15 protein-coding genes are annotated in these 19,400 nt (G+C 66.3%); 8 read left to right on the top strand and 7 right to left on the bottom strand.

Annotated features, from left to right (window positions below; genetic code table 11):
* Window positions 1–97 precede the first annotated feature (97 nt).
* Window positions 98–1,243 carry an iron-containing alcohol dehydrogenase gene (locus OU995_RS14925; RefSeq protein WP_267830822.1) on the top strand — a complete coding sequence of 382 codons (1,146 nt, stop codon included), beginning with the start codon at window positions 98–100 and terminating at the stop codon, window positions 1,241–1,243.
* Between the two features lie 12 nt (window positions 1,244–1,255).
* Here the strand turns inward: OU995_RS14925 and OU995_RS14920 are convergent, their stop codons facing one another.
* Together OU995_RS14920 and aceA are read right to left on the bottom strand one after the other, a co-directional pair.
* The gene (locus tag OU995_RS14920; protein ID WP_267830821.1) at window positions 1,256–1,723 is read right to left on the bottom strand and encodes a response regulator; all 468 of its coding nucleotides are present in this window, start codon (window positions 1,721–1,723) and stop codon (window positions 1,256–1,258) included.
* Between the two features lie 163 nt (window positions 1,724–1,886).
* Window positions 1,887–3,185, bottom strand: coding sequence for an isocitrate lyase (gene aceA / locus OU995_RS14915; RefSeq protein ID WP_420714731.1), 1,299 nt, complete (start codon window positions 3,183–3,185; stop codon window positions 1,887–1,889).
* A gap of 578 nt (window positions 3,186–3,763) precedes the next feature.
* On the opposite strand from aceA, the gene OU995_RS14910 reads away from it, so the two are divergent.
* Window positions 3,764–3,940 carry a hypothetical protein gene (locus tag OU995_RS14910; RefSeq protein ID WP_267830820.1) on the top strand — a complete coding sequence of 59 codons (177 nt, stop codon included), beginning with the start codon at window positions 3,764–3,766 and terminating at the stop codon, window positions 3,938–3,940.
* Between the two features lie 183 nt (window positions 3,941–4,123).
* Here OU995_RS14910 and OU995_RS14905 read toward each other — a convergent pair whose 3' ends face one another.
* Window positions 4,124–5,101 carry a tripartite tricarboxylate transporter substrate binding protein BugE gene (locus OU995_RS14905; protein ID WP_267830819.1) on the bottom strand — a complete coding sequence of 326 codons (978 nt, stop codon included), beginning with the start codon at window positions 5,099–5,101 and terminating at the stop codon, window positions 4,124–4,126.
* Between the two features lie 72 nt (window positions 5,102–5,173).
* On the bottom strand, window positions 5,174–6,298 hold the full coding sequence (queG, locus tag OU995_RS14900) for a tRNA epoxyqueuosine(34) reductase QueG (RefSeq protein WP_267830818.1): 1,125 nt from the start codon (window positions 6,296–6,298) through the stop codon (window positions 5,174–5,176).
* 5 nt (window positions 6,299–6,303) lie between these two features.
* Here queG and tsaE point away from each other — a divergent pair, with 5 nt between their 5' ends.
* Window positions 6,304–6,804, top strand: coding sequence for a tRNA (adenosine(37)-N6)-threonylcarbamoyltransferase complex ATPase subunit type 1 TsaE (tsaE, locus tag OU995_RS14895; protein ID WP_267830817.1), 501 nt, complete (start codon window positions 6,304–6,306; stop codon window positions 6,802–6,804).
* The gene (locus OU995_RS14890; RefSeq protein WP_267830816.1) at window positions 6,801–8,258 is read left to right on the top strand and encodes an N-acetylmuramoyl-L-alanine amidase; all 1,458 of its coding nucleotides are present in this window, start codon (window positions 6,801–6,803) and stop codon (window positions 8,256–8,258) included. The genes tsaE and OU995_RS14890 overlap by 4 nt, the downstream gene beginning before the upstream one ends.
* Before the next feature lie 133 nt (window positions 8,259–8,391).
* On the opposite strand, the gene OU995_RS14885 is transcribed toward OU995_RS14890, so the two are convergent.
* From OU995_RS14885 to OU995_RS14875, 3 genes are all read right to left on the bottom strand, one after another.
* Entirely contained in the window at window positions 8,392–8,970 is a 579-nt protein-coding gene (locus OU995_RS14885) for a PEP-CTERM sorting domain-containing protein (RefSeq protein ID WP_267830815.1), read from the bottom strand.
* A gap of 326 nt (window positions 8,971–9,296) precedes the next feature.
* A complete protein-coding gene (locus OU995_RS14880; RefSeq protein ID WP_267830814.1) occupies window positions 9,297–12,722 on the bottom strand; it encodes a S41 family peptidase in 3,426 nt (1,141 codons plus the stop codon).
* A gap of 265 nt (window positions 12,723–12,987) precedes the next feature.
* Entirely contained in the window at window positions 12,988–13,635 is a 648-nt protein-coding gene (locus OU995_RS14875; protein ID WP_267830813.1) for a DedA family protein, read from the bottom strand.
* 89 nt (window positions 13,636–13,724) lie between these two features.
* Between OU995_RS14875 and mutL the strand changes: the two genes are divergently transcribed.
* The 4 genes from mutL (at window position 13,725) to OU995_RS14855 (ending at window position 19,370) form a co-directional block, all read left to right on the top strand.
* Complete coding sequence (gene mutL, locus OU995_RS14870; RefSeq protein WP_267830812.1) at window positions 13,725–15,779, top strand: DNA mismatch repair endonuclease MutL; 2,055 nt, start codon at window positions 13,725–13,727, stop codon at window positions 15,777–15,779.
* Between the two features lie 65 nt (window positions 15,780–15,844).
* On the top strand, window positions 15,845–17,737 hold the full coding sequence (locus tag OU995_RS14865; protein WP_267830811.1) for a pseudouridine synthase: 1,893 nt from the start codon (window positions 15,845–15,847) through the stop codon (window positions 17,735–17,737).
* Window positions 17,704–18,687, top strand: a complete 984-nt coding sequence (gene miaA, locus OU995_RS14860) for a tRNA (adenosine(37)-N6)-dimethylallyltransferase MiaA (protein WP_420714730.1) — start codon at window positions 17,704–17,706, stop codon at window positions 18,685–18,687. Before OU995_RS14865 ends, miaA begins: the two co-directional genes overlap by 34 nt.
* Window positions 18,688–18,704: 17 nt before the next feature.
* Window positions 18,705–19,370: an ABC transporter ATP-binding protein gene (locus OU995_RS14855; protein ID WP_267830809.1), complete on the top strand. Its 666-nt coding sequence runs from the start codon at window positions 18,705–18,707 to the stop codon at window positions 19,368–19,370.
* The last annotated feature ends 30 nt before the right edge of the window (window positions 19,371–19,400 follow it).

Below are 19,400 nucleotides of genomic sequence, written 5' to 3'. Positions count from 1 at the left end.
CTGCAAGCCTGCTTTGGCAGTGAGAAGGGGACTAGCGAGTGGTGCCGCATTGTCCCCCAACGCGCGCCTGTGCCCCCTTGGCCCCCGGAGACCCCTGATGGCGTTGATTCAATACCTGACTCACATCCACATGGAAGCTGGCGCCCGCCGCCTGCTGATGTCCGAATGCGCGCGGGTGGGCCTCCAGCGCCCGCTGGTGGTCACCGATGCGGGCGTTCGGGCGGCCGGTGTGCTGGACCAGGTGCTGGCGCACTGGTCGCTGGCCCCGCCCGTTGTGTTTGACCGTACACCGCCCAATCCGACCGAAGCCGCTGTGCTGGAAGCGGCCGCCCTCTTCCGGGAACAGCACTGCGACGGGCTGATTGCCGTCGGCGGCGGCTCCAGCATCGACCTGGCCAAGGGCGTGGCCATTGCCGCCACCCATGAAGGCCCCTTGACCCGATACGCCACCATCGAAGGTGGTGCCGACCAGATCACCCACCGGGCCGCACCGCTGATTGCAATGCCCACCACGGCGGGCACCGGTTCGGAAGTGGCGCGTGGCGCCATCATCATCGTGCAGGACGGTCGCAAGCTGGGCTTTCACAACTGGGAGCTGTTGCCCAAGTCCGCCATTTGTGACCCGGAGCTCACCCGCCGGCTCCCCCCGGCGCTGACCGCCGCCACCGGCATGGACGCGATGGCGCATTGCATGGAGACCTTCATGTCGGCGGCCTTCAATCCAGCGGCGGACGGCATGGCACTGGAAGGTCTGCGCCGCGGGTGGCGCCAGGTGGAACAGGCCACCCGTCATGGGGACGACATGGCGGCTCGCCTGGACCTGATGGCCGCCAGCACGCTGGGCGCCCTCGCCTTCCAGAAAGGCCTGGGCTGCGTGCATTCCCTGAGCCATGCGCTGGGCGGCCTGATGCCCACCCTGCACCACGGCACGCTGAATGCGGTGTTCCTGCCGGCGGTGATCCGTTTCAACAGTGAGCACACCAGCATGCGCCAAGGCGACAAGATCGCCCGCATGGCTCATGCGATGGGGCTGACCGAAGGGACCTCCGCCGACGAACTGGCCGCAGCCGTCAAGGCGCTGACGGCCCGTCTGGGCCTGCCCACCACCCTGTCTGAAATGGGCGTGAGCAAGGACTTGTACGACGCCCTCATCGCGCGCGCCGAACGCGACCACTGCCACAAGACCAACCCACGCGAGGCCAATAGCAGTGACTACCGCCGCATGCTGGAGGCATCGATGTGAGGCGACGGGTGATCAATGGCGCGGGGTCCGGTCCGGATAAGGATGGCGGGCCGGGCGAATGGCCGGCACATCGGTCCCGGCCGCGAAATTGCCAGGCCGCGCCGTCAACAGCACCGCCAGCAGATCGGTCACCCGCAGCGGTTTGTAGAGCAGGCGGCTGAACCCTGCGGCATCCGCCTTGTCCTGCGTGATCTCCGGCCCGCCGCCGGTCAGGCAGACATAGGTGGCCCGTCGCCCGGCTTCGGCATCAATCACCTTCGCTTCGGACACCACCTCCAGCCCATTCATGTCCGGCATGTCGAAGTCGACAAACACCAGTTCCGGCTTGAACAGTTTCGCCAGCCGCAGCCCCACCCGGCCGCTATAGGCCACGGCCGTGGCGCATCCATAACAGCGGAACAGCTCGCTGAGGGTGCGGGCGCCTTCAGGGTCGTCATCAATGACGAGCACCCGCAGGGCCGTGGGCGAAACGTCGGTCATTCGTCAAAACTCCGGAATAAACGTCGCCGCCGGACAGCGCTCTGTCCGGTAGCCCACATCCGGGGCAAAACGCGTGCCTGAGAACCCGTTCCCCACCCATCAGCGACGTCTGAGCCCCGCTCGCGAGGCCTCAGAGTGGTCTGGGGTTCTCTCTCTGCCGTCCTTAGCCGTGCTTGGCGTCGAAGAACTGTTCGTCTTCGGTGGAGCCCTTCAGCGCGGCGGTGGACGCCTGTGCTTCGATGGTGGTGGTGACGGCATCGAAATATCCGGTCCCCACTTCACGCTGGTGCTTCACGGCGGTGAAGCCCTTCTCGGCGGCGGCGAATTCCGCTTCCTGCAGTTCCACGAAGGCGCTCATGTTGTTGCGAGCGTAGCCATAAGCCAGGTTGAACATCGAATAGTTCAGGCTGTGGAAGCCGGCCAGCGTGATGAACTGGAACTTGTAGCCCATGGCGCCGAGTTCGCGCTGGAACTTGGCAATGGTGGCGTCGTCCAGGTTCTTCTTCCAGTTGAAGCTGGGGGAGCAGTTGTAGGCCAGCAGCTTGCCGGGGAACTTGGCATGGATGGCTTCGGCAAAGGCCTTGGCGAAGGCCAGGTCCGGCTTGCCGGTTTCGCACCAGATCATGTCGGCATACGGGGCATAGGCCAGACCGCGGCTGATGGCCTGCTCCAGGCCGTTGCGGGTGCGGAAGAAGCCTTCCACCGTGCGCTCGCCGGTGCAGAACGGCTTGTCGTTGTCGTCCACATCGGTGGTGACCAGGTCACCGGCTTCCGCATCGGTGCGGGCCAGCAGCACGGTGGGCACGCCCATGGTGTCCGCCGCCAGCCGGGCCGCCACCAGCTTGGACACCGCTTCGCGGGTGGGCACCAGCACCTTGCCGCCCATGTGGCCGCACTTCTTGGCCGCTGCCAGCTGGTCTTCAAAGTGAACACCGGCCGCACCCGCTTCGATCATGGCCTTCATCAGCTCGAAGGCATTCAGCACGCCACCAAAGCCCGCTTCGGCATCCGCGACGATGGGCGCAAAGAAGTCGACGTCGTTCTTGCCTTCGCTCCACTGGATTTCATCCGCGCGCTTGAAGGTGCTGTTGATGCGGCGAACCACCTTGGGCACCGAGTCCACCGAATAGAGCGACTGGTCGGGGTACATCTCGCCATTGCTGTTGGCGTCACCCGCCACCTGCCAGCCCGACAGATAAATAGCCTTCAGGCCGGCCTTCACCTGCTGCATGGCCTGGTTGCCGGTCAACGCGCCCAGCGCATTGATGAAGGGTTCGGTATTCACCAGCCCCCACAGCTTCTCCGCGCCCCGCTTGGCCAGCGTGTGTTCGATGGGCAGCGAGCCACGCAGCCGCACCACGTCCGCAGCGGTGTAACCCCGCTGGATGCCCTTCCATCGGGCGTTTTCGGCCCAGTCTTTTTCGAGGGCGGCAATTTGCTGGTCGCGGGTCAGAGTGGTCATGGGAAGCTCCTGTCCAAGTTGAGAAAAGCAAAAATCGGGGATGGCCTGGACTCAAGATTAGGCGGCGACGGGAGCTTCGTGGAGTGATATGTCTTATATAAGACTCAAAATTATTCCCTTAAAAATCAATAACTTAAATCTATAAAACCGTATCGTGAAAGCCGCTTCTCCATGATGAGAAATTTTGCGGCGGTGCAGCACAGCGGCTTTTTACATACCGGCTGATTCGTTTCATGATCTGAAATCTGGCGCCATCCCCAGCGTCCCGCGAGGACACTGACCTTGATGAGGGGGGGAATCTCGGCATCGCTGCAAAAAAGTGGGCAGGCCGAACCGATGCCAGGGGCCACTAGGGGGATGCATGTCGCGGAGTTTCCGTGTCGGCATGCCGCAGTTCCGGCCAAGCCGGCCTGTGCTCCCTGTCGGCGCAGTGTTTCGCGCGCCCTGCGTTCGGGAAGCACAGGTCAGTCCTGCCGCGCCAGCGGATCACCGCTGGCCTCCGGGGGGGCAATCAGGCGACATGCCGGCTGGAACTGCGACACCCCTGTCGGCATTCATTTCATTCCAGGAGAACTTTCATGATTCCAGCTCTTATCGGTGGCCTCGCCCAAGGTGCAGTCGGCCAAGTGGCCGGCGGCGCTGTTCAGCAACTGTTGGGCGGCGCCTCTCAAGGCGGCCAGCAAGGCATTGGCGGTGGCTTGGCCTCCGGCCTGCTGGGCAACCTGATCGGCGGCCTGTCCGCCCGTCCGTTCTGAGGCCCCTTCACCGGCACTCATCAGGGCGCTGACACAGGCTCTGACACAGGCTCTGACACAGTCGGCCCGCGCAATCGGGCCGTAATCGTGCCGTAATCCGGCCGCAATCGTGCCGGCATCAAGTCAAAGGGCGCCGCCCCATCTGGGAGCGGCGCCCTTTTTATTTCCGAAGCGCCAGGGTCATCAATCCAGCTTCAGCTTCTGTGTCTCCACGACCTTCTTGTAGACGTCGTATTCCGCCTTGATCTGCGCCGAGAACTGCTCCGGGGTGTTGACCGCGATGATGGAGCCGGTCTCTTCGATCCGCTTCTTCACTTCAGGGTTCTCCACCGTCTTGCGGACCGCCTCATTGATCTTGGCCACCACCTCCTTGGGCAGGTTCTTCGGGCCATAGATTCCATAGAACGCCATGCGGTTCACCGGCTCCAGCCCCACTTCCTTGAAGGTGGGCACATTCGGCAGCACCGCCAGGCGCTGCGGGGCGGCCACGGCAATCGCGATCAGGCGGCCATCCTTGATGAAGGGCAGCGCCGACGGCAGGTTGTCAAAGATCATCGGCACCTGGCCGGCCACCGTGTCGTTCAAGGCCGGGCCGGCACCGCGATACGGGATGTGGGTCACAAACACACCGGCCAGGCTCTTGTAGAGCTCCATCTGCAGATGGCCGATGCCGCCGGTCCCGGAGCTGGAATAGCTGTACTTGCCGGGGTTCTTCTTGAGCTCGGCCAGGAAGCCCTTGTAGTCCTTGGCCGGGAAGGACGGATGCACCGCGATCACATTGGGCGTGGCCGCAATGTTGATGACGGGTGTGAAGTCCACCAGCGGGTTGTAGGGCACCTTCGGGTTGATGGCCGGGTTGGCGGCGGTGGTGGACACCGTGGCCACGCCCAGCGAATAACCATCTGCCGCAGCCTTGGCGGTTTCGTTGGCACCGATGATGCCGCCACCACCCGCCTTGTTCTCCACGATCATGGTCTGCCCCAGCGGACCATTGATGTGTTGCGCCACCACGCGGGCGATGATGTCGGTGGTGCCACCAGGGGCGAACGGAACCACCAGCTTGACCGGCTTGGTGGGATAGGTCTGGGCCAGGGCCAGCGTACTGCACAGGCTCAGGCCGCCCAGGAGCAGCCCGTGTTGGAACAACTTGCGACGGTTCATGGTCTCCTCGTCGGGGGAAGAAATGCGATACCGGAGCTTAAGGAGTGCCGCTGCCATGAAACGCTAGCGGAATTACGTATGGTCGCAATCTTGACCAAGCGCCCATTCAATGTGTTGCGCAAGCAACGGTGAAGCTGCCGGTTGTACCTCGCACAAGGCTTGCCGGAGCGACGCACGCAGTGCGGCATCCAGCGGTTGGCGCAGCGCATTGCCCATGGCCACCGCCAGATTGCGGCGCCAGCGGGCATGGCCGATGCGGCGGATGGCGGAACCCTCGGTGCGTTTGAGGAAGGTGGCTTCGTCCCAGGCCCACAACTGCAAGAGCGTGGCATGGCCCAGGGGCTCGCGCCAGTCGAAGTCCGGCAGCGCCTGGCGCCGGGCAAACTTGTTCCAGGGACAGGCCAGCTGGCAGTCGTCGCAGCCGTAGATGCGGTTGCCCATGGCGGGCCGCAAGGCTTCCGGAATGGGGCCGTCCTGCTCGATGGTCAGGTAGCTGATGCAGCGCCGGGCATCCAGACGGTAGGGCGCGACGATGGCGCCGGTGGGGCATGCGTCCAGGCAGGCCCGGCACTGGCCACAGTGGGCCGTGACCGGCTCGCTGGGCGGCAGGGCCAGATCCAGGTAGATCTCCCCCAGGAAAAACATGGAGCCGACGTCCCGGTGCAGGGTCAGCGTGTGTTTGCCGCGCCAGCCGATGCCGGATCGGCTGGCCAGTTCCACCTCCAGCACCGGCGCCGAATCGGTGAAGACACGGTGGCCCAGCGGCCCCACGGCGGCCTGGATGCGGTCCGCAAGTTGCTGCAGACGCTGGCGCAGCACCTTGTGATAGTCCCGGCCCCGGGCGTAGAGCGAGACCTGCGCCCGCGCGGGGTCGGCCAGGGCGTGGTATTCACGCTGCTGCCAGTCGGGCTGCAGGCTGGCCGGCAGATAGTCCATGCGGGCGGTCAGCACACACAGCGTGCCAGGCACCAGCTCGGCGGGCCGGGCCCGCTTCATGCCGTGGGCGGCCATGTAATGCATGTCGCCATGGAAGCCGGCATCCAACCATGCCTGCAGTCCGGCCTCGGCGTCGGTGAGATCGACGTGAGCCACACCAATCTGTGAGAATCCGAGCTCAAGCGCCCAGGCGCGGATGTCACCCGTCAACGCATCAAGCGGATGGGGCGTTCGGTCGGGAACGTTCAGCAAGGATTCCATAGGTTTTGAGCATTTTAGAAACCCGCCAATACCGTTGGCCTGATGAGGCCGCCTGCGAGGCATTTGCGCAGGCGTTGGCCCGGTGTCCGCAACTGACGGACGTCAGCATCGAACTCGAAGGCGGCCTGGGCGCCGGCAAGACCAGCCTGGTGCGGCATCTGCTGCGGGCGCTGGGGGTGGAGGGCCGCATCAAGAGCCCCAGCTATGCGGTGGTGGAGGACTATCGACCGCCCGGCCTCCAGGGTCTGCCCGCGCATCATTTCGACTTCTACCGGTTCAATGACCCGCGCGAATGGGAAGACGCCGGGTTCCGCGACGTCTTTGCAGCCCCGGGGCTGAAGCTCAGCGAATGGCCGCAGAAAGCGGCCGGCATGCTGCCGCCCCCCGACCTTCACCTCACCCTGGACGTGGCGGATGACGACAGCCGCCAGGTCCTCGCCCACGCCCACACGCCCCGCGGCGTGGACCTGCTGGCCGAACTGACCCGACAACTCGATCAAGCATGACTGGAGACCTCCGGACCTCAGCCCCGCGTCGCCGCGCCCTTCGCCAGATGGGTGCCCTTGTGCTCAGTGTGCCGGTCTGGCCGGCGGCGCTGCCCTCGGCCCGAGCGGCTGCAGGCTCGGGTGGCGGCAGTGCGGCGTCCATCCTCGCGGTGCGCGTCTGGCCCGCGGATGACTACACCCGGGTGACGCTGGAATCGGATCGGGCACTGGCCGCCAAGAGTTTTCTGGCCGCCCATCCGGACCGGCTGGTGATTGATATCGACGGCCTGGAACTGAGCCCGGACCTGCGCGAGCTGCTGGGCAAGGTGCGGCCGGATGATCCGTTCATCGCTGCGGTGCGAGTGGGGCAGAACCAGCCGCGCGTGGTGCGCATCGTGTTTGACCTGAAGCAGCCGATTGCGCCGCAGGTCTTCACCATCGAGCCGGTGGCCGCCTACAAAAACCGTCTGGTCCTGGACCTCTACCCGGTGCAGGAGCGGGACCCGCTGCTGGATCTGGTCCGCGAGAAGGAAGCGGCGGAACAGGCGGCGGCCCAGTCGGTGCAGGATGCGCTGGGGGAGTTGATCGACAAGATCGGCCGCCCGCAGCCCTCGGCCTCTGAAGCGGAACGGGCGTTCGCCAGGGCCCCTGCCCCCGCCCGGCCGGCCTCACGACCGGCCGGCACCGTGCCGACGCCCGCGCCCCCTGCGGCCCCGCCGCTGAAGGAAGTGGCGCCGGAGATGAGTCAGGCCAAGCTGGACCGGCTGATCGTGATTGCGATCGACCCGGGCCACGGCGGGGAAGACCCGGGCGCCATCGGACCCAGCGGCTTGAAGGAAAAGGATGTGGTGCTGGCCATTGGCCTGAAACTGCGTGACCGGCTCAACAGCAATCCGAAGATCCGCGTGATGATGACGCGGGACGCCGACTTCTTTGTGCCGCTCGGTGAGCGGGTGCGCAAGGCACGGCGGGTGCAGGCCGATTTGTTTGTGTCCATCCATGCGGATGCCTTCATCACGCCCCAGGCGCGCGGGGCGTCGGTATTTGCGTTGTCGACCAGCGGGGCCAGTTCCACGGCGGCGCGTTGGATGGCCAACAAGGAAAACGCGGCGGACATCGTGGGCGGCGTCAACACCAAGGGTGTGAAAGACGCGGTGGTGCTGCAAACGATGCTGGACATGAGCACCACGGCTCAGATCAAGGACAGCCTGAAGCTTGGCGGCGAAGTGCTGGGGCAGATTGGCAAAGTGGGCAAGCTGCACAAGGGCAGCGTGGAACAGGCCGGATTTGCGGTGCTGAAGGCGCCGGATGTGCCGTCCATCCTGGTGGAGACGGCGTTTATCTCCAACCCGGAAGAAGAGTCGAAGCTGCGGAATCCGGACTATCAGGACGATCTGGTGAAGGCCCTGGCGACCGGCATCGCCCGGTACTTTGCGAAGAATCCGCCGCTGGCGGCGAGGCATCGGTCGCTCTGAGGGCGCAGCATGGCGCCTTTCAGCGTCAGGTCTCATGCTCCTCACGAGACAGGCATCTGTCGCGATAGACCGCAAATGAAAAAGCCGGTGCATGCACCGGCTTTTTTGCAACCACCGGGTCGGTGGTCAGATCTCAAGCTTGCGTGCGGCGGCGACGCACCAGCGCCACGCCCACCATGGCCAGGCCGGCCAGCGCCAGGGTGCCCGGTTCAGGCACGTTGTTGGCGGAGAAAGTCAGGTTGTCGATCGCGACGCGGTTGCGCTCCACGATCTCAAAGCGGGCAATGTTGGAAGACGTGTTCACGCTCAGTTGGAACCAGCTTGCGCCGCTGCCAGACACCGACGTCAACAGACGGTTGGCGCTGTCATACACATTCAGCGTCGCGAAGTCCATGTCGCCGCCTTCGTCGCCCACCCACAGGGACAGGCTGTTCACCGCCGTGGTGAAGTAGCCGGTGATGTTGTCCCAGTTGTAGGACCCCAGCGAATAGTTGCCGGCGCCACTCCCGGTATCCAGGTGGTCGTAGGTCCAGTAGGTGGTGTTGGAGCTGAACACCAGACCTTGGCTGGCATAGCGATCGGCAACAGGGTTCACGTACGAAACCCGGGTGCCCAGATCCTCAAACGTCACAGTCGCAGCGGCAGCGGGCAGTGCGGCAGCCATCAGCCCGGCGGTGACCAGCGCAAGGCGGGCAATCAAACGATTCAGCATGGGGAGAGTCTTTTCAAAGGTATCAAAACCCTTTCCAAGTAGCGAAATGTGTGCCACCGCACTAAGTTGTTGATTTGTTTATCCCTAACCGTAGGGATGCCGTGTCACTGTAAAAAGCTTCGACAGTCCCTTGCGCTCGTTTGTGAAGTTGATCACGAACTTCCATCGTCAGTTGTCGGGAAATTTGACAGTCCCCAGGCGCGGCAAAGTTCACAAGAACCCCCAGGCATTCCGGTGACATCCCCAAGAGCCTGAAACGCAGACGGGCCCCGAAGGACCCGTCCAGAGGCGCCGCCCCACGGGGCGGCGGCCCGGCATCCATCGAATCAGCCGCCCAGCTTCGTCGGCATGGCGGGCGGCTCGGTGCGCTGAATCGGCTTCCAGCTCTTGAGCCGCTCCATCACATTGGCCACGGCGGCTTCCAGCTGCACATCGCGACCCTCATTCACCGCCACCGGGTCGAGGTTCACATCGATGTCCGGTGCAACACCTTCGTTTTCGATGCGCCACTCCCCTTCCGGCGTGAAGAAGCGGAAGAACGGCACCACCAGATTGCCGCCATCGATCAGCGGCGGATTGGCTGCAATGCCGATCAGACCGCCCCAGGTGCGCTTGCCAATCAGCGGACCCAGCCCCGTGCGGCGGAAGGCATAGGGCATGAAATCCCCACCGGAGCCGGCGTCCTGGTCGATCAGCATGGCCTTGGGCCCGTAAATGGCACCCCCCGGGGTGTCATAGACCAGGCCGTCCCGGTCCTTCCAGCTGCCCAGATAGGCACGGCCCAGCACTTCCGTCACGTAGTTGGCCGCCTGGCCGCCTCCGTTGCGGCGGTCATCCATCACCAGCCCCTGCTTGTCCACCTGAGCGAAGAACATGCGGTTGAAGTGCTGAAAGCCCTGGGTCGCCGTGTCCGGCATGTACACATAGGCCAGCTTGCCGCCGCTGAGACGGTCCACCTCGCGGCGGTTGTGATCCACCCAGGCCCACTGGCGCAAGGCCACTTCGCTGGCAATCGGCTCCACCTGCACCTGCCGTGCGCCCTGGCCCTTGGCATCGCTGGCAATGGTCAGTTGCACCGGCTTGCCCACGGTGTTTTCGAGTTGCTGGAAGAGGTTGTGCTCACCATCCACCGGGCGGCCATTCACCGCCAGCAGGTAGTCGCCTTCCTTCACATTCAGGCCCGGGGCCGCCAGCGGCGCCTTCAGGAACGGATTCCAGCGGTCGCCCTGGAAGATCCTGCTGATGCGGTAGTGGCCGCCTTCAAAGCTGAAGTCCGCCCCCAGCAGGCCGACGGCCACCTTGGGTTCGGTCAGCACATCACCGCCGCCCACCCGGTTGTGGGCCACCTGCAGCTCACCGATCATGTCCACCATCAGGTCGTTCAGGTCTTCACGGCGCTGCACATGGGCCAGCAGCGGCAGATAACGCTGATAAACGCCCTTCCAGTCCAGGCCATGCAGCTTCGGGTCGTAGAAGAATTCCTTCTCCATCCACCAGGTCTCGTCGAAGATCTGGCGCCATTCCGCACGCGGGTCGATGCGCACACGCAGGCCGGACACGTCCACCGGTTTGGCATCGATCTTGTCGCGGGCGTCCGCCACCTCCAGGCGGCCCCCACCCAGGTCGAACAGGATCTTCTTGCCATCGGCGCTCAGCGAGTAGTCCCGCAGCCCGTGCTTGACGGCCTTGACCTTCTTTTCTTCGAAGTCAAACCGGAACAGCTCGCCCCGCTCCTTGCCCTCGGCGCCGGGGGGCTCGATGCTGGTGCCCGGCTGGTCACGCTCGATGAAGAACAGCGCGCCATCCGCCGCAACGCCCAGATGGTCGTAACGGGCCTGCGCCACCGGCAGGCCGATGATGCGGTCCTGCAGGCCGGCAAAGTCGATGCGGACGGGCTTGGCCTTGCTGTCCTTCTTGTCAGCGTCCTTCTTGTCCGCAGCCTTCTTGTCGTCGGCCTTGGGGTCGGCCTTGGGGTCGACGGACTTGTCCTTGTCCTGGTCGTCGCCCTCCCCCACGCGCCCCTTGGCCTCTTCATCCCCCGCCTTGGGCAGCAGCGGCGATTTGCCATCGGCGCGCAGCACGGCCGCAAACAGCCCCATGCGCAGTGAACGTTCCTGCGTGGACATGTCCAGGCCCACCTGGGCCGGACCCGAGTTCACCGAGGCGGCGAAATACAGCACATCGCCCTTGCTGGAGAACACCGGCAGTTCCGCATGGCTCAACCCATCGGTCAGCGTGTGCTGCTGGCCGGTCTGGAAGTCGTGGATGCGGATCTGGCTGAAATGATTGCGCCCGGTCACGGTGTAGGCCAGCCAGCGGCCATCCGGTGAGAAGCCCACATCGAAGCTCTGACGACGCAGGCTGGTGTCGATCTTCTGGAGCTGGCCGGACTGCGCGCCGGACAGCGGCAATTGATAGAGATTGAGGTGGTTGTCCTGCACCACCAGACGGGCCCCGTCCGGCGACCAATCCAGCAGGCGGTAGTACCCGGTCTCTGGCAGCAGGATCTTGCGCGGGGCCTTGCCGTTGGCCTGGTCCCCCAGTTGATCTCGCAGCACGACCTGATGGCGCATACCGGGTTCGTCCGAGATGTAGGCCACCTGCTGGCCGTCCGGGCTCCACAAAGCGTCCTTCTCACGCACGCCCGAGGTCTGGGTGAGGTTACGCACCACCCCGTCCTTCACCGGCACGGTGAAGACCTCGCCGCGCGCACTCACCAGCACCCGCTTGCCGGTGGCCGACAGGGCCACGCTGGTGATGGTGCGGGCCGCATCCTTCCACTGCACCCGCGCCTGGGCACTGGGTTCGCTCAGGCGGATGTCGAGCGTCACCGGTTCGCCGCCCGAAAGGCTGATCTCCTTGAGACGACCGCCCACTTCATAGACGATGCGCCCATCACGGCCATCGGCCGTTTTCACATCCCACACGGTTTCGTGGGTGAGCTGGCGCAGCGCCTTGGTCTTGGTGTGATACGCGAAGAGGTTGGCCGCACCGTCATTGCGGTCCGAGATAAAAACGATCTCGTCGCCCATCCAGACCGGGTTGGAATCGGTGGCATTGACGTGGGGAATCTCTTCCCAGGTCTTGCCCTTGGGGTCGAGGATCCAGATCGGCGGCGTGGTGCCCCCGCGGCTTTGGCGCCACCCGCTGGTGCCGTTGTTGGCCTGGCGATAGGGGCGATAGGCGAGCAGCCGGCCATCCGGGCTCCAGCTGCCCTCATACGCCACGGCCTTCATCACCTGCTGCTCGAAACCGCCCTCCAGCGGGACTTCATACAACTGGTTGCTGCGGTTGTTGAGCACCTGGCGGGGTGAGGCAAACAGCACCCGCTTGCCGTCCGCGCTCCAACCGGTCACCTGGTCGGTGCTGCCATGCCAGGTCAAGCGGCGCGGCTGGCCGCCAGCCGCAGCCACCACATACACATCGGTGTTGCCGTCATAGGTGGCGGAGTAGGCGATCCACTGCCCGTCTGGCGAGAAATGCGGAGCGAACTCCGACGACACCCGGGCCGCCAACTGGCGAGGCTGGCTGCCGTCCCGGCTGGCCACCCACAGCGCGCCGCCGTAGACAAACGCGAGTTGCCGGGCCGACACGGCGGGCTGACGCAGCAGCAGGCTGGCGGCACCAGCGTTGGAAGCGGATGCGCGGGCCGATGACGACACCGCAGACTGCGCCAGGGTGGGCGTGACAGCGATGCCGGCGGCAAGGCTCAGCGCCAGGGCGACCGCCTGGCTCAAGGAACTCAGTTGCATGGGGGCTCGGGTCCAGGTGAAGGACGGTTGAAACCAGCGCCGCAGAATAGCGGGCCGGACCGGCCGTGCCGAAGCTCACCCCCCGGGTTCTCGCACGCCTGGGCCTGGGGATTTCCCGAAGACTGCTGCAGTGCAGATCTTCGCAAGGAGGGGCGGTCAGGCGCGGTTGGCCGCAGTCTGGCTGTCCGGCTGTCCGGCTGTCCGGTAGTCCCGCAGGCAGTGGCGGTCAGTCCCGGTCAGGCCAGGTCCGGCCGATCCGCCGCCATCACGCCTGCGCCGGCTTGCGCGAGGCCTTCCAGCCCCCATACAGCGCGATCAGACCCGGCACCAGGATCATGGCCCAGATGATCTTGCTCAGATGCGTCTGCACAAACGGGATGTTGCCGAAGAGAAATCCCGCCAGCGTCAGCCCCACCACCCACAGCACGGCGCCGCCGACGTTGTAGGCCGTGAACCGGGCCCGGCTCATGGCCGCCACGCCGGCCACAAAGGGGGCAAAGGTGCGGATGAACGGCATGAAGCGGGCCAGCACGATGGTGATGCCGCCATGGCGTTCGTAGAACTCATGGGCCGCATCAAAGGCCCGCTTGTTGAAGAAGCGGGACTGCTCCCACTGGAAGACCTTGGGCCCCAGGGTCCGCCCGATGGTGTAGTTGCACTGGTCCCCCAGGATGGCGGCCACCAGCAGCACCCCCATGGCCAGCGGCAGGTTCATCACACCCGCCCCGCACAGGGCACCCACCACAAACAGCAGTGAATCCCCCGGCAGAAAGGGCATCACCACCACACCGGTCTCCACAAAGACGATCAGGAACAACAGCGCATAGACCCATGCCCCGTACTGGGTGACAAATTCGGCCAGATGCGCGTCCACGTGGAGGACGAAATCGATGAGGAAATGCAGGACATCCATGGCGGCGCATTATGGCGGTGCCGGGCTTCCCCCATGTGGCGGTTGGGCCTGCCCCCGGGTTCGGGTCCCTCTTCTACAATGCCCCCCCTATGGATGCCTCTCTCGCCCCACCGGCGACCGTGCCGCCCGGCGGCGCACCTGCTGCCCCCTCGCGACGCTCGATTTGCGAACTCCCGGATGAACTCATCAGCCAGATTGCCGCTGGCGAGGTGGTGGAGCGTCCGGCGTCGGTCGTGCGCGAGCTGGTGGACAACGCGCTGGACGCGGGTGCCAGCCAGATTCAGCTCAAGCTGCTGGCCGGCGGCATCCGCAGCCTGGTGGTGGAGGACGACGGCTGCGGCATCCCTGACATGGAGCTGCCGCTGGCCATCAAGCGTCATGCCACCAGCAAGATCCGCAATCTGGAAGAGCTGGAGTCGGTCGCCACCATGGGCTTCCGTGGGGAGGCGCTGGCGGCCGTGTCGTCGGTGGCCGAGCTGTCGCTGGTGTCCCGGTTTGATGGCGCGCCGCATGCCTGGCGGCTGGATGCCCGCAGCGGCGAACTCAGCCCGGCGGCTCGGGCGCGGGGGACCAGCGTCGAGGTGCGGGAGCTGTTTTTCAACACCCCGGCGCGACGCAAGTTCCTGAAATCCGAAGGCACCGAGCTGGGCCACTGCCTGGAAGCCCTGCGCCGCCATGCGCTGGCCCGGCCGGACGTGGGGTTCACCGTCTGGCATGAGGGCAAGCTGGTGGACCAGTGGCGCGCGTCGTCGCTGGCCCAGCGGGTCTCGGAAGTGCTCAATGACGATTTCGTCAGCCAGAGCCGCGATGTGGGGGCGGAAGTCGGGCCCCTGCGCATCCATGGCCGCGTCGGCCTGCCCGAGGCCGCCCGCAGCCGGGCGGACATGCAATATGTGTATGTGAACGGCCGCTATGTGCGGGACAAGCTGATTGCGCACGCCATCCGTTCCGCTTTTGACGATGTGCTGCATGGCCAGCGTCAACCCAGCTATGTGCTGTTCATCGACATCAGCCCGGAGCTGGTGGATGTGAATGTGCACCCGACCAAGATCGAAGTCCGGTTCCGGGATGGCCGGGAAATCCACCAGCAGGTGCGGCGCGCCGTGGTGGCCGCGCTGGCGCTGAGCCGGACCACCGATGCGGCAGCGGACGCGTCACTGGGCGACAACGCCCCCGCTCGTGGGCCGACGGTGCCCACCACCTGGAGCGGTACGGCCGCCTGGGAGCGGCCCATGGCGCCGGCGACCGAGGGCGGGGCCCATGACGGCACCCATGATCTCGCCGACGGCGGCAGCGGTGCCGCCCCCGGGGCAGTCGGGGCTTCGGGCGGCCTGGGGGATTCAGCAGCACACGGATCGGGCAAATCGTGGGGGGCAGGCGTCGGCAACGCCTGGCGCGCCCCCATCCCCACGCGCGCCCAGACCGCACTGGCACTGGAACAAGCCGAAGCCTTGTATTCAACGTCCAGGCCCGGCCTGCCCGTGTCGCCCGCTGGTGGCCTGGGCGCTGGCGTCGCCAGTGGTGTGCCCGCGTCTCCGCTGCCCTCCACCCAAGCCGGCGAATGGCCGCTTGGCCGGGCCATTGCGCAGATCCAGGGCATCTACATCCTGGCCGAAAATGCCCAGGGTCTGGTGATCGTGGACATGCATGCCGCCCATGAGCGGGTGGTTTATGAACGGCTCAAGGCGGCCCTTGGCGAGACCCGCATCGAGGCCCAGCCCTTGCTGATACCGGTCACCTTCTCCGCCACCCCACAGGAAATCGCCACGGCGGAAGCGCAGGCCGACACCTTGCAGCGCCTCGGGCTGGACATTGCTCCCCTCTCCGCCAAAGTGCTGGCGGTGCGGGAGCGCCCGGCCCTGCTGGCGGGCGGTGATGTGGTGGAACTGGCGCGCGGAGTGCTGGCAGAGTTGGCACAGTTCGATGCCAGCCATGCGATTGAACGGGCTCAGCATGAGATCCTTGCGACCATGGCCTGCCACGGCGCGGTGCGGGCGAACCGCCAGCTCAATCTCGATGAAATGAATGCCCTCTTGCGCGACATGGAGCGCACGGAGCGCGCCGATCAGTGCAACCATGGTCGCCCCACCTGGCGCCAGCTCACCGTGCGTGATCTGGACGGACTGTTTTTGCGGGGTCGCTGAACCCGTGCGCTTTGGCGCCTGGGCTGGCAACACCTTTTCCCCTTTTCTCCTGACGTAGTACCGACATGGCCACGATCAAACTCAACAAGAACAAACCGGCCAGCGACAAGCCGTCCGGCACCGGCCCCCGCCGTGCCCCCGTGCGCGGCGGCGGCGGTGTGGGCAAGCCCCGCCCGACCCTCGCCCAGGCCCAGGCCGACCGGGCGGAACGCCAGGCGGCTTATGAACAGCGGCGCTCCGAGGAGTCGCAGGACGAGCGCCGGCCAGGCGGACGACCCGACCAGCGCTTTGATCAGCGGGGCCCGGGGCGTGGAGATGACCGCGGCGGACGGGGTGGAGATCGTGGCGGACGTCCCGGCGCGGATCGCCGCGGCGACCCTCGCCAGGCTGGGCCGCGGGGTGGGCGTCCGGAGCAGGACCGCGGCCCCCGCGGTCCCGGCCAGGGCGCACCGTCTCGGGGTCCGGGTTTCGGCGGCCTGCACAACCAGCGCGACGACCACGGCAGCCGCTACACGCAGGAAAGCCGTGCCCATCGCGAAGATCGCTATGGGCGCGAGGACCGCTTTGCGGGCGGATCGCAGGATCGGCAGGGCCCGCGTGGCGATCGGCCACCATATGGTGGTGACCGTTCGCAGGGACGCTATCAGGGCAGAGACCAGGGAAGAGATCAGGGCGGCTACCAGGGTGGCCATCAAGGCGGCTACCCACGCGGGAATCAAGCCGGCTACCAGGGCGGGAATGAAGGCCGCTATCAGGGCGGAAACCCGAGTGGAAATCAGGGCCGCTATTCCGGTGGCCATCAGGGTGGCTACCAAGGGGGTGGCTACCAGGGCGGCTACCAGGGGCGCGGCCCCGGTGGCGACCGGGAGGGCTACCAGGGCCGAGGCCAGGACCGTGGCCCTGACACCGGCTATCGCGGTGGCCCGCGTGGCGACGGACGTGCCAGCTACGGCGGCCCGGGCCGTCCCGATGACCGCTACAGCCGCCAGGAAGGCCAAGGCCCCGCCCGTGATGGCCGCTACGAACGCCCGGCCCCAGCCGGCAGCGGCCGTTATGGCGAACCGTCGCGTGATGACCGCCCCCATGGCCCGCGCGCCATCGCCGACCGTCCCGCTGGCCACCGGTATGGCGCGGAGGCCGACGGCGATCACGAGGCCCGCCCCCGCCAGCCCGCGCCCCAGCGTCTGGCTGATCCGTCCGAAGGCGAACGCCTGTCCAAGCGCATGAGCGAACTGGGCCTGGCTTCCCGCCGCGAAGCGGACGAATGGATCGATGCCGGCTGGGTGACGGTGGACGGCAAGATGGCCGAACTCGGCCAGCGGGTCGGCCCGGACGTGAAGATCGAGATCGACCCGGCCGCACGTGAACAGCAGTCGCAACGGGTGACCATCCTGCTGCACAAGCCCATCGGTTATGTCTCCGGCCAGGCCGAGGACGGTTATGAACCCGCCTCGGTGCTGGTGAAGGCGGACACCCATTGGTCGGACGATCCGGCCAGCATCCATTGGGCGCCGGGCCACGGGCGCAATCTGGCCCCAGCCGGCCGCCTGGACATCGACTCCACCGGCCTGCTGGTGCTCACCCAGGACGGCCGCATTGCGCGCCACTTGATCGGTGAAGACTCCACCGTCGAGAAGGAATACCTGGTGCGCGTGGCGATGGAACAGGGCCCGAGCGACGTACCGGCCCAGCATCAGCTGGACCCGCGCGGCCTGGCCCTGCTCAATCACGGCCTGGAGCTGGACGGCGTGGAGCTGAAACCCGCCAAGGTGAGCTGGGCCAATGAGGACCAGCTGCGCTTTGTGCTGCGGGAGGGCCGCAAGCGCCAGATCCGCCGGATGTGCGAGATGGTGGGCCTGAAGGTGCTGGCGCTCAAGCGTGTGCGCATCGGCCGCATTCCGCTGGGCCAACTGCCGGCCGGCCAATGGCGTTACCTGGCACCGTGGGAGCGCTTTTGAGCCTGCGGCCCCTGTGTCTGGCCGGGCCCACGGGCTGCGGCAAGACGGCCGCCGCCCTGGCGCTGGCCCGTCGGCAACCGGTGGAGATCATCAGTGTCGATTCCGCGCTGGTGTACCAGGGCATGGACATCGGCACGGCCAAGCCCAGCGCCGCTGAACTGGCGGAGGTGCCGCACCACCTGATCAACATCCTGCCGCCGACCGACAGCTATTCCGCCGCCCAGTTCGTGCGCGACACGATGGCGCTGGTCCCGCACATCCAGGCCCGTGGCGCGCGCCCGCTGCTGGTGGGCGGCACCATGCTGTATTTCAAGGCCTTGTTCGACGGTCTGTCGGCCCTGCCCCTGGCGGATCCGGCGCTGCGCTCGGAGCTGGATGCCCGCGCCAGCCGCGAAGGCTGGCCGGCACTGCATGCCTGGCTCGCCACACTCGACCCGGAGACCGCAGCCCGCCTGGCCCCGATGGACAGCCAACGCATCCAGCGCGCGCTGGAGGTCTGCCTGCTGGCCGGGGAGCCGATGTCGGCGCTCTACCAGCGCCAGCGCAGCGAAGGGGTGGACTGGCCGCTGGTGTCGCTGGAGCCTAGCGATGCTGCGCGTGCCTGGCTGCATCAGCGGCTGGGTGAGCGGTTTGCCCAGATGCTGCAGGCGGGATTGGTCGATGAAGTGCGCCACTTGCGGGCCCGGGGTGATCTGACCCTGGACCTGCCATCGATGCGCTGCGTCGGCTACCGGCAGGCCTGGGAACTGCTGGACGAAGCCGCGGCCCTGGGCCGCTCCGAACCGGACCTGGCCGCCTTGCAGGAACGCGGCACGGCAGCCACCCGGCAATTGGCCAAACGTCAGATCACCTGGCTGCGCAGCATGCCGACGCGCCGCGTGGTGGCGGCGGAACACCCGGAGGCGCAGGCCCAGGTCATCGCCCTGATCGAGAACCTGCCCGAGCCCTAGCGCGAGGATGAGCCCTGATGTCCGTTGCCCCACCGCTGCTGCAAGCCACCGGCCTGACCAAACGGTTTGGCGGCCAAACCCTCTTTGAGCGCTTGGACCTGCAACTGCGGCGTGGCGAGCTGCTGGCGCTGCTGGGTGAATCCGGCAGCGGCAAATCCACCCTGCTCAATGGACTGGCGGCCCTGGAGCCCCTGGACGACGGCCAGGTGTTGCTGGATGGCCAGGACATCCTCACGCTGGACGAATCAGGCCAGGCCGCCCTGCGGCGGGAACGGCTGGGGTTCGTGTTCCAGGCCTTTCATGTGCTGCCCCACCTGACGGTGCGAGACAACATCGGCTTGCCCCTGCTGCTGCAGGGCGCGCCGGACCCCACGCGTGTGGACGAGATGCTCGCAGCCGTGGGCCTGTCCGACCGTGCGCGGCACCTGCCTCGACAACTCTCCGGCGGGCAGTTGCAACGGGTGGCGATTGCGCGGGCGCTGGTGCATCGGCCGGCGCTGGTGCTGGCGGATGAACCCACTGGCAATCTGGACCCTCGCCATGCCGACCAGGTCATGCAGCTGCTGCGCCAGCAACTGCAGCAACAGGGCGCGGCTTGTTTGCTGGTGACCCATTCCGCCCATGCAGCCGCCCTGGCGGACCGCCGGCTGCGCCTGGACGGCGGCCAACTGGTGGACGCTTGATGATGCGCGCGCTGCGCCAAGCGTGGGGTT

The organism is Roseateles sp. SL47 (genome assembly GCF_026625885.1).
Lineage (GTDB): Bacteria > Pseudomonadota > Gammaproteobacteria > Burkholderiales > Burkholderiaceae_C > Roseateles.
The sequence above is the reverse complement of the archived record's forward strand: the minus strand, read 5'-3'. Positions and strand labels throughout refer to the sequence as shown.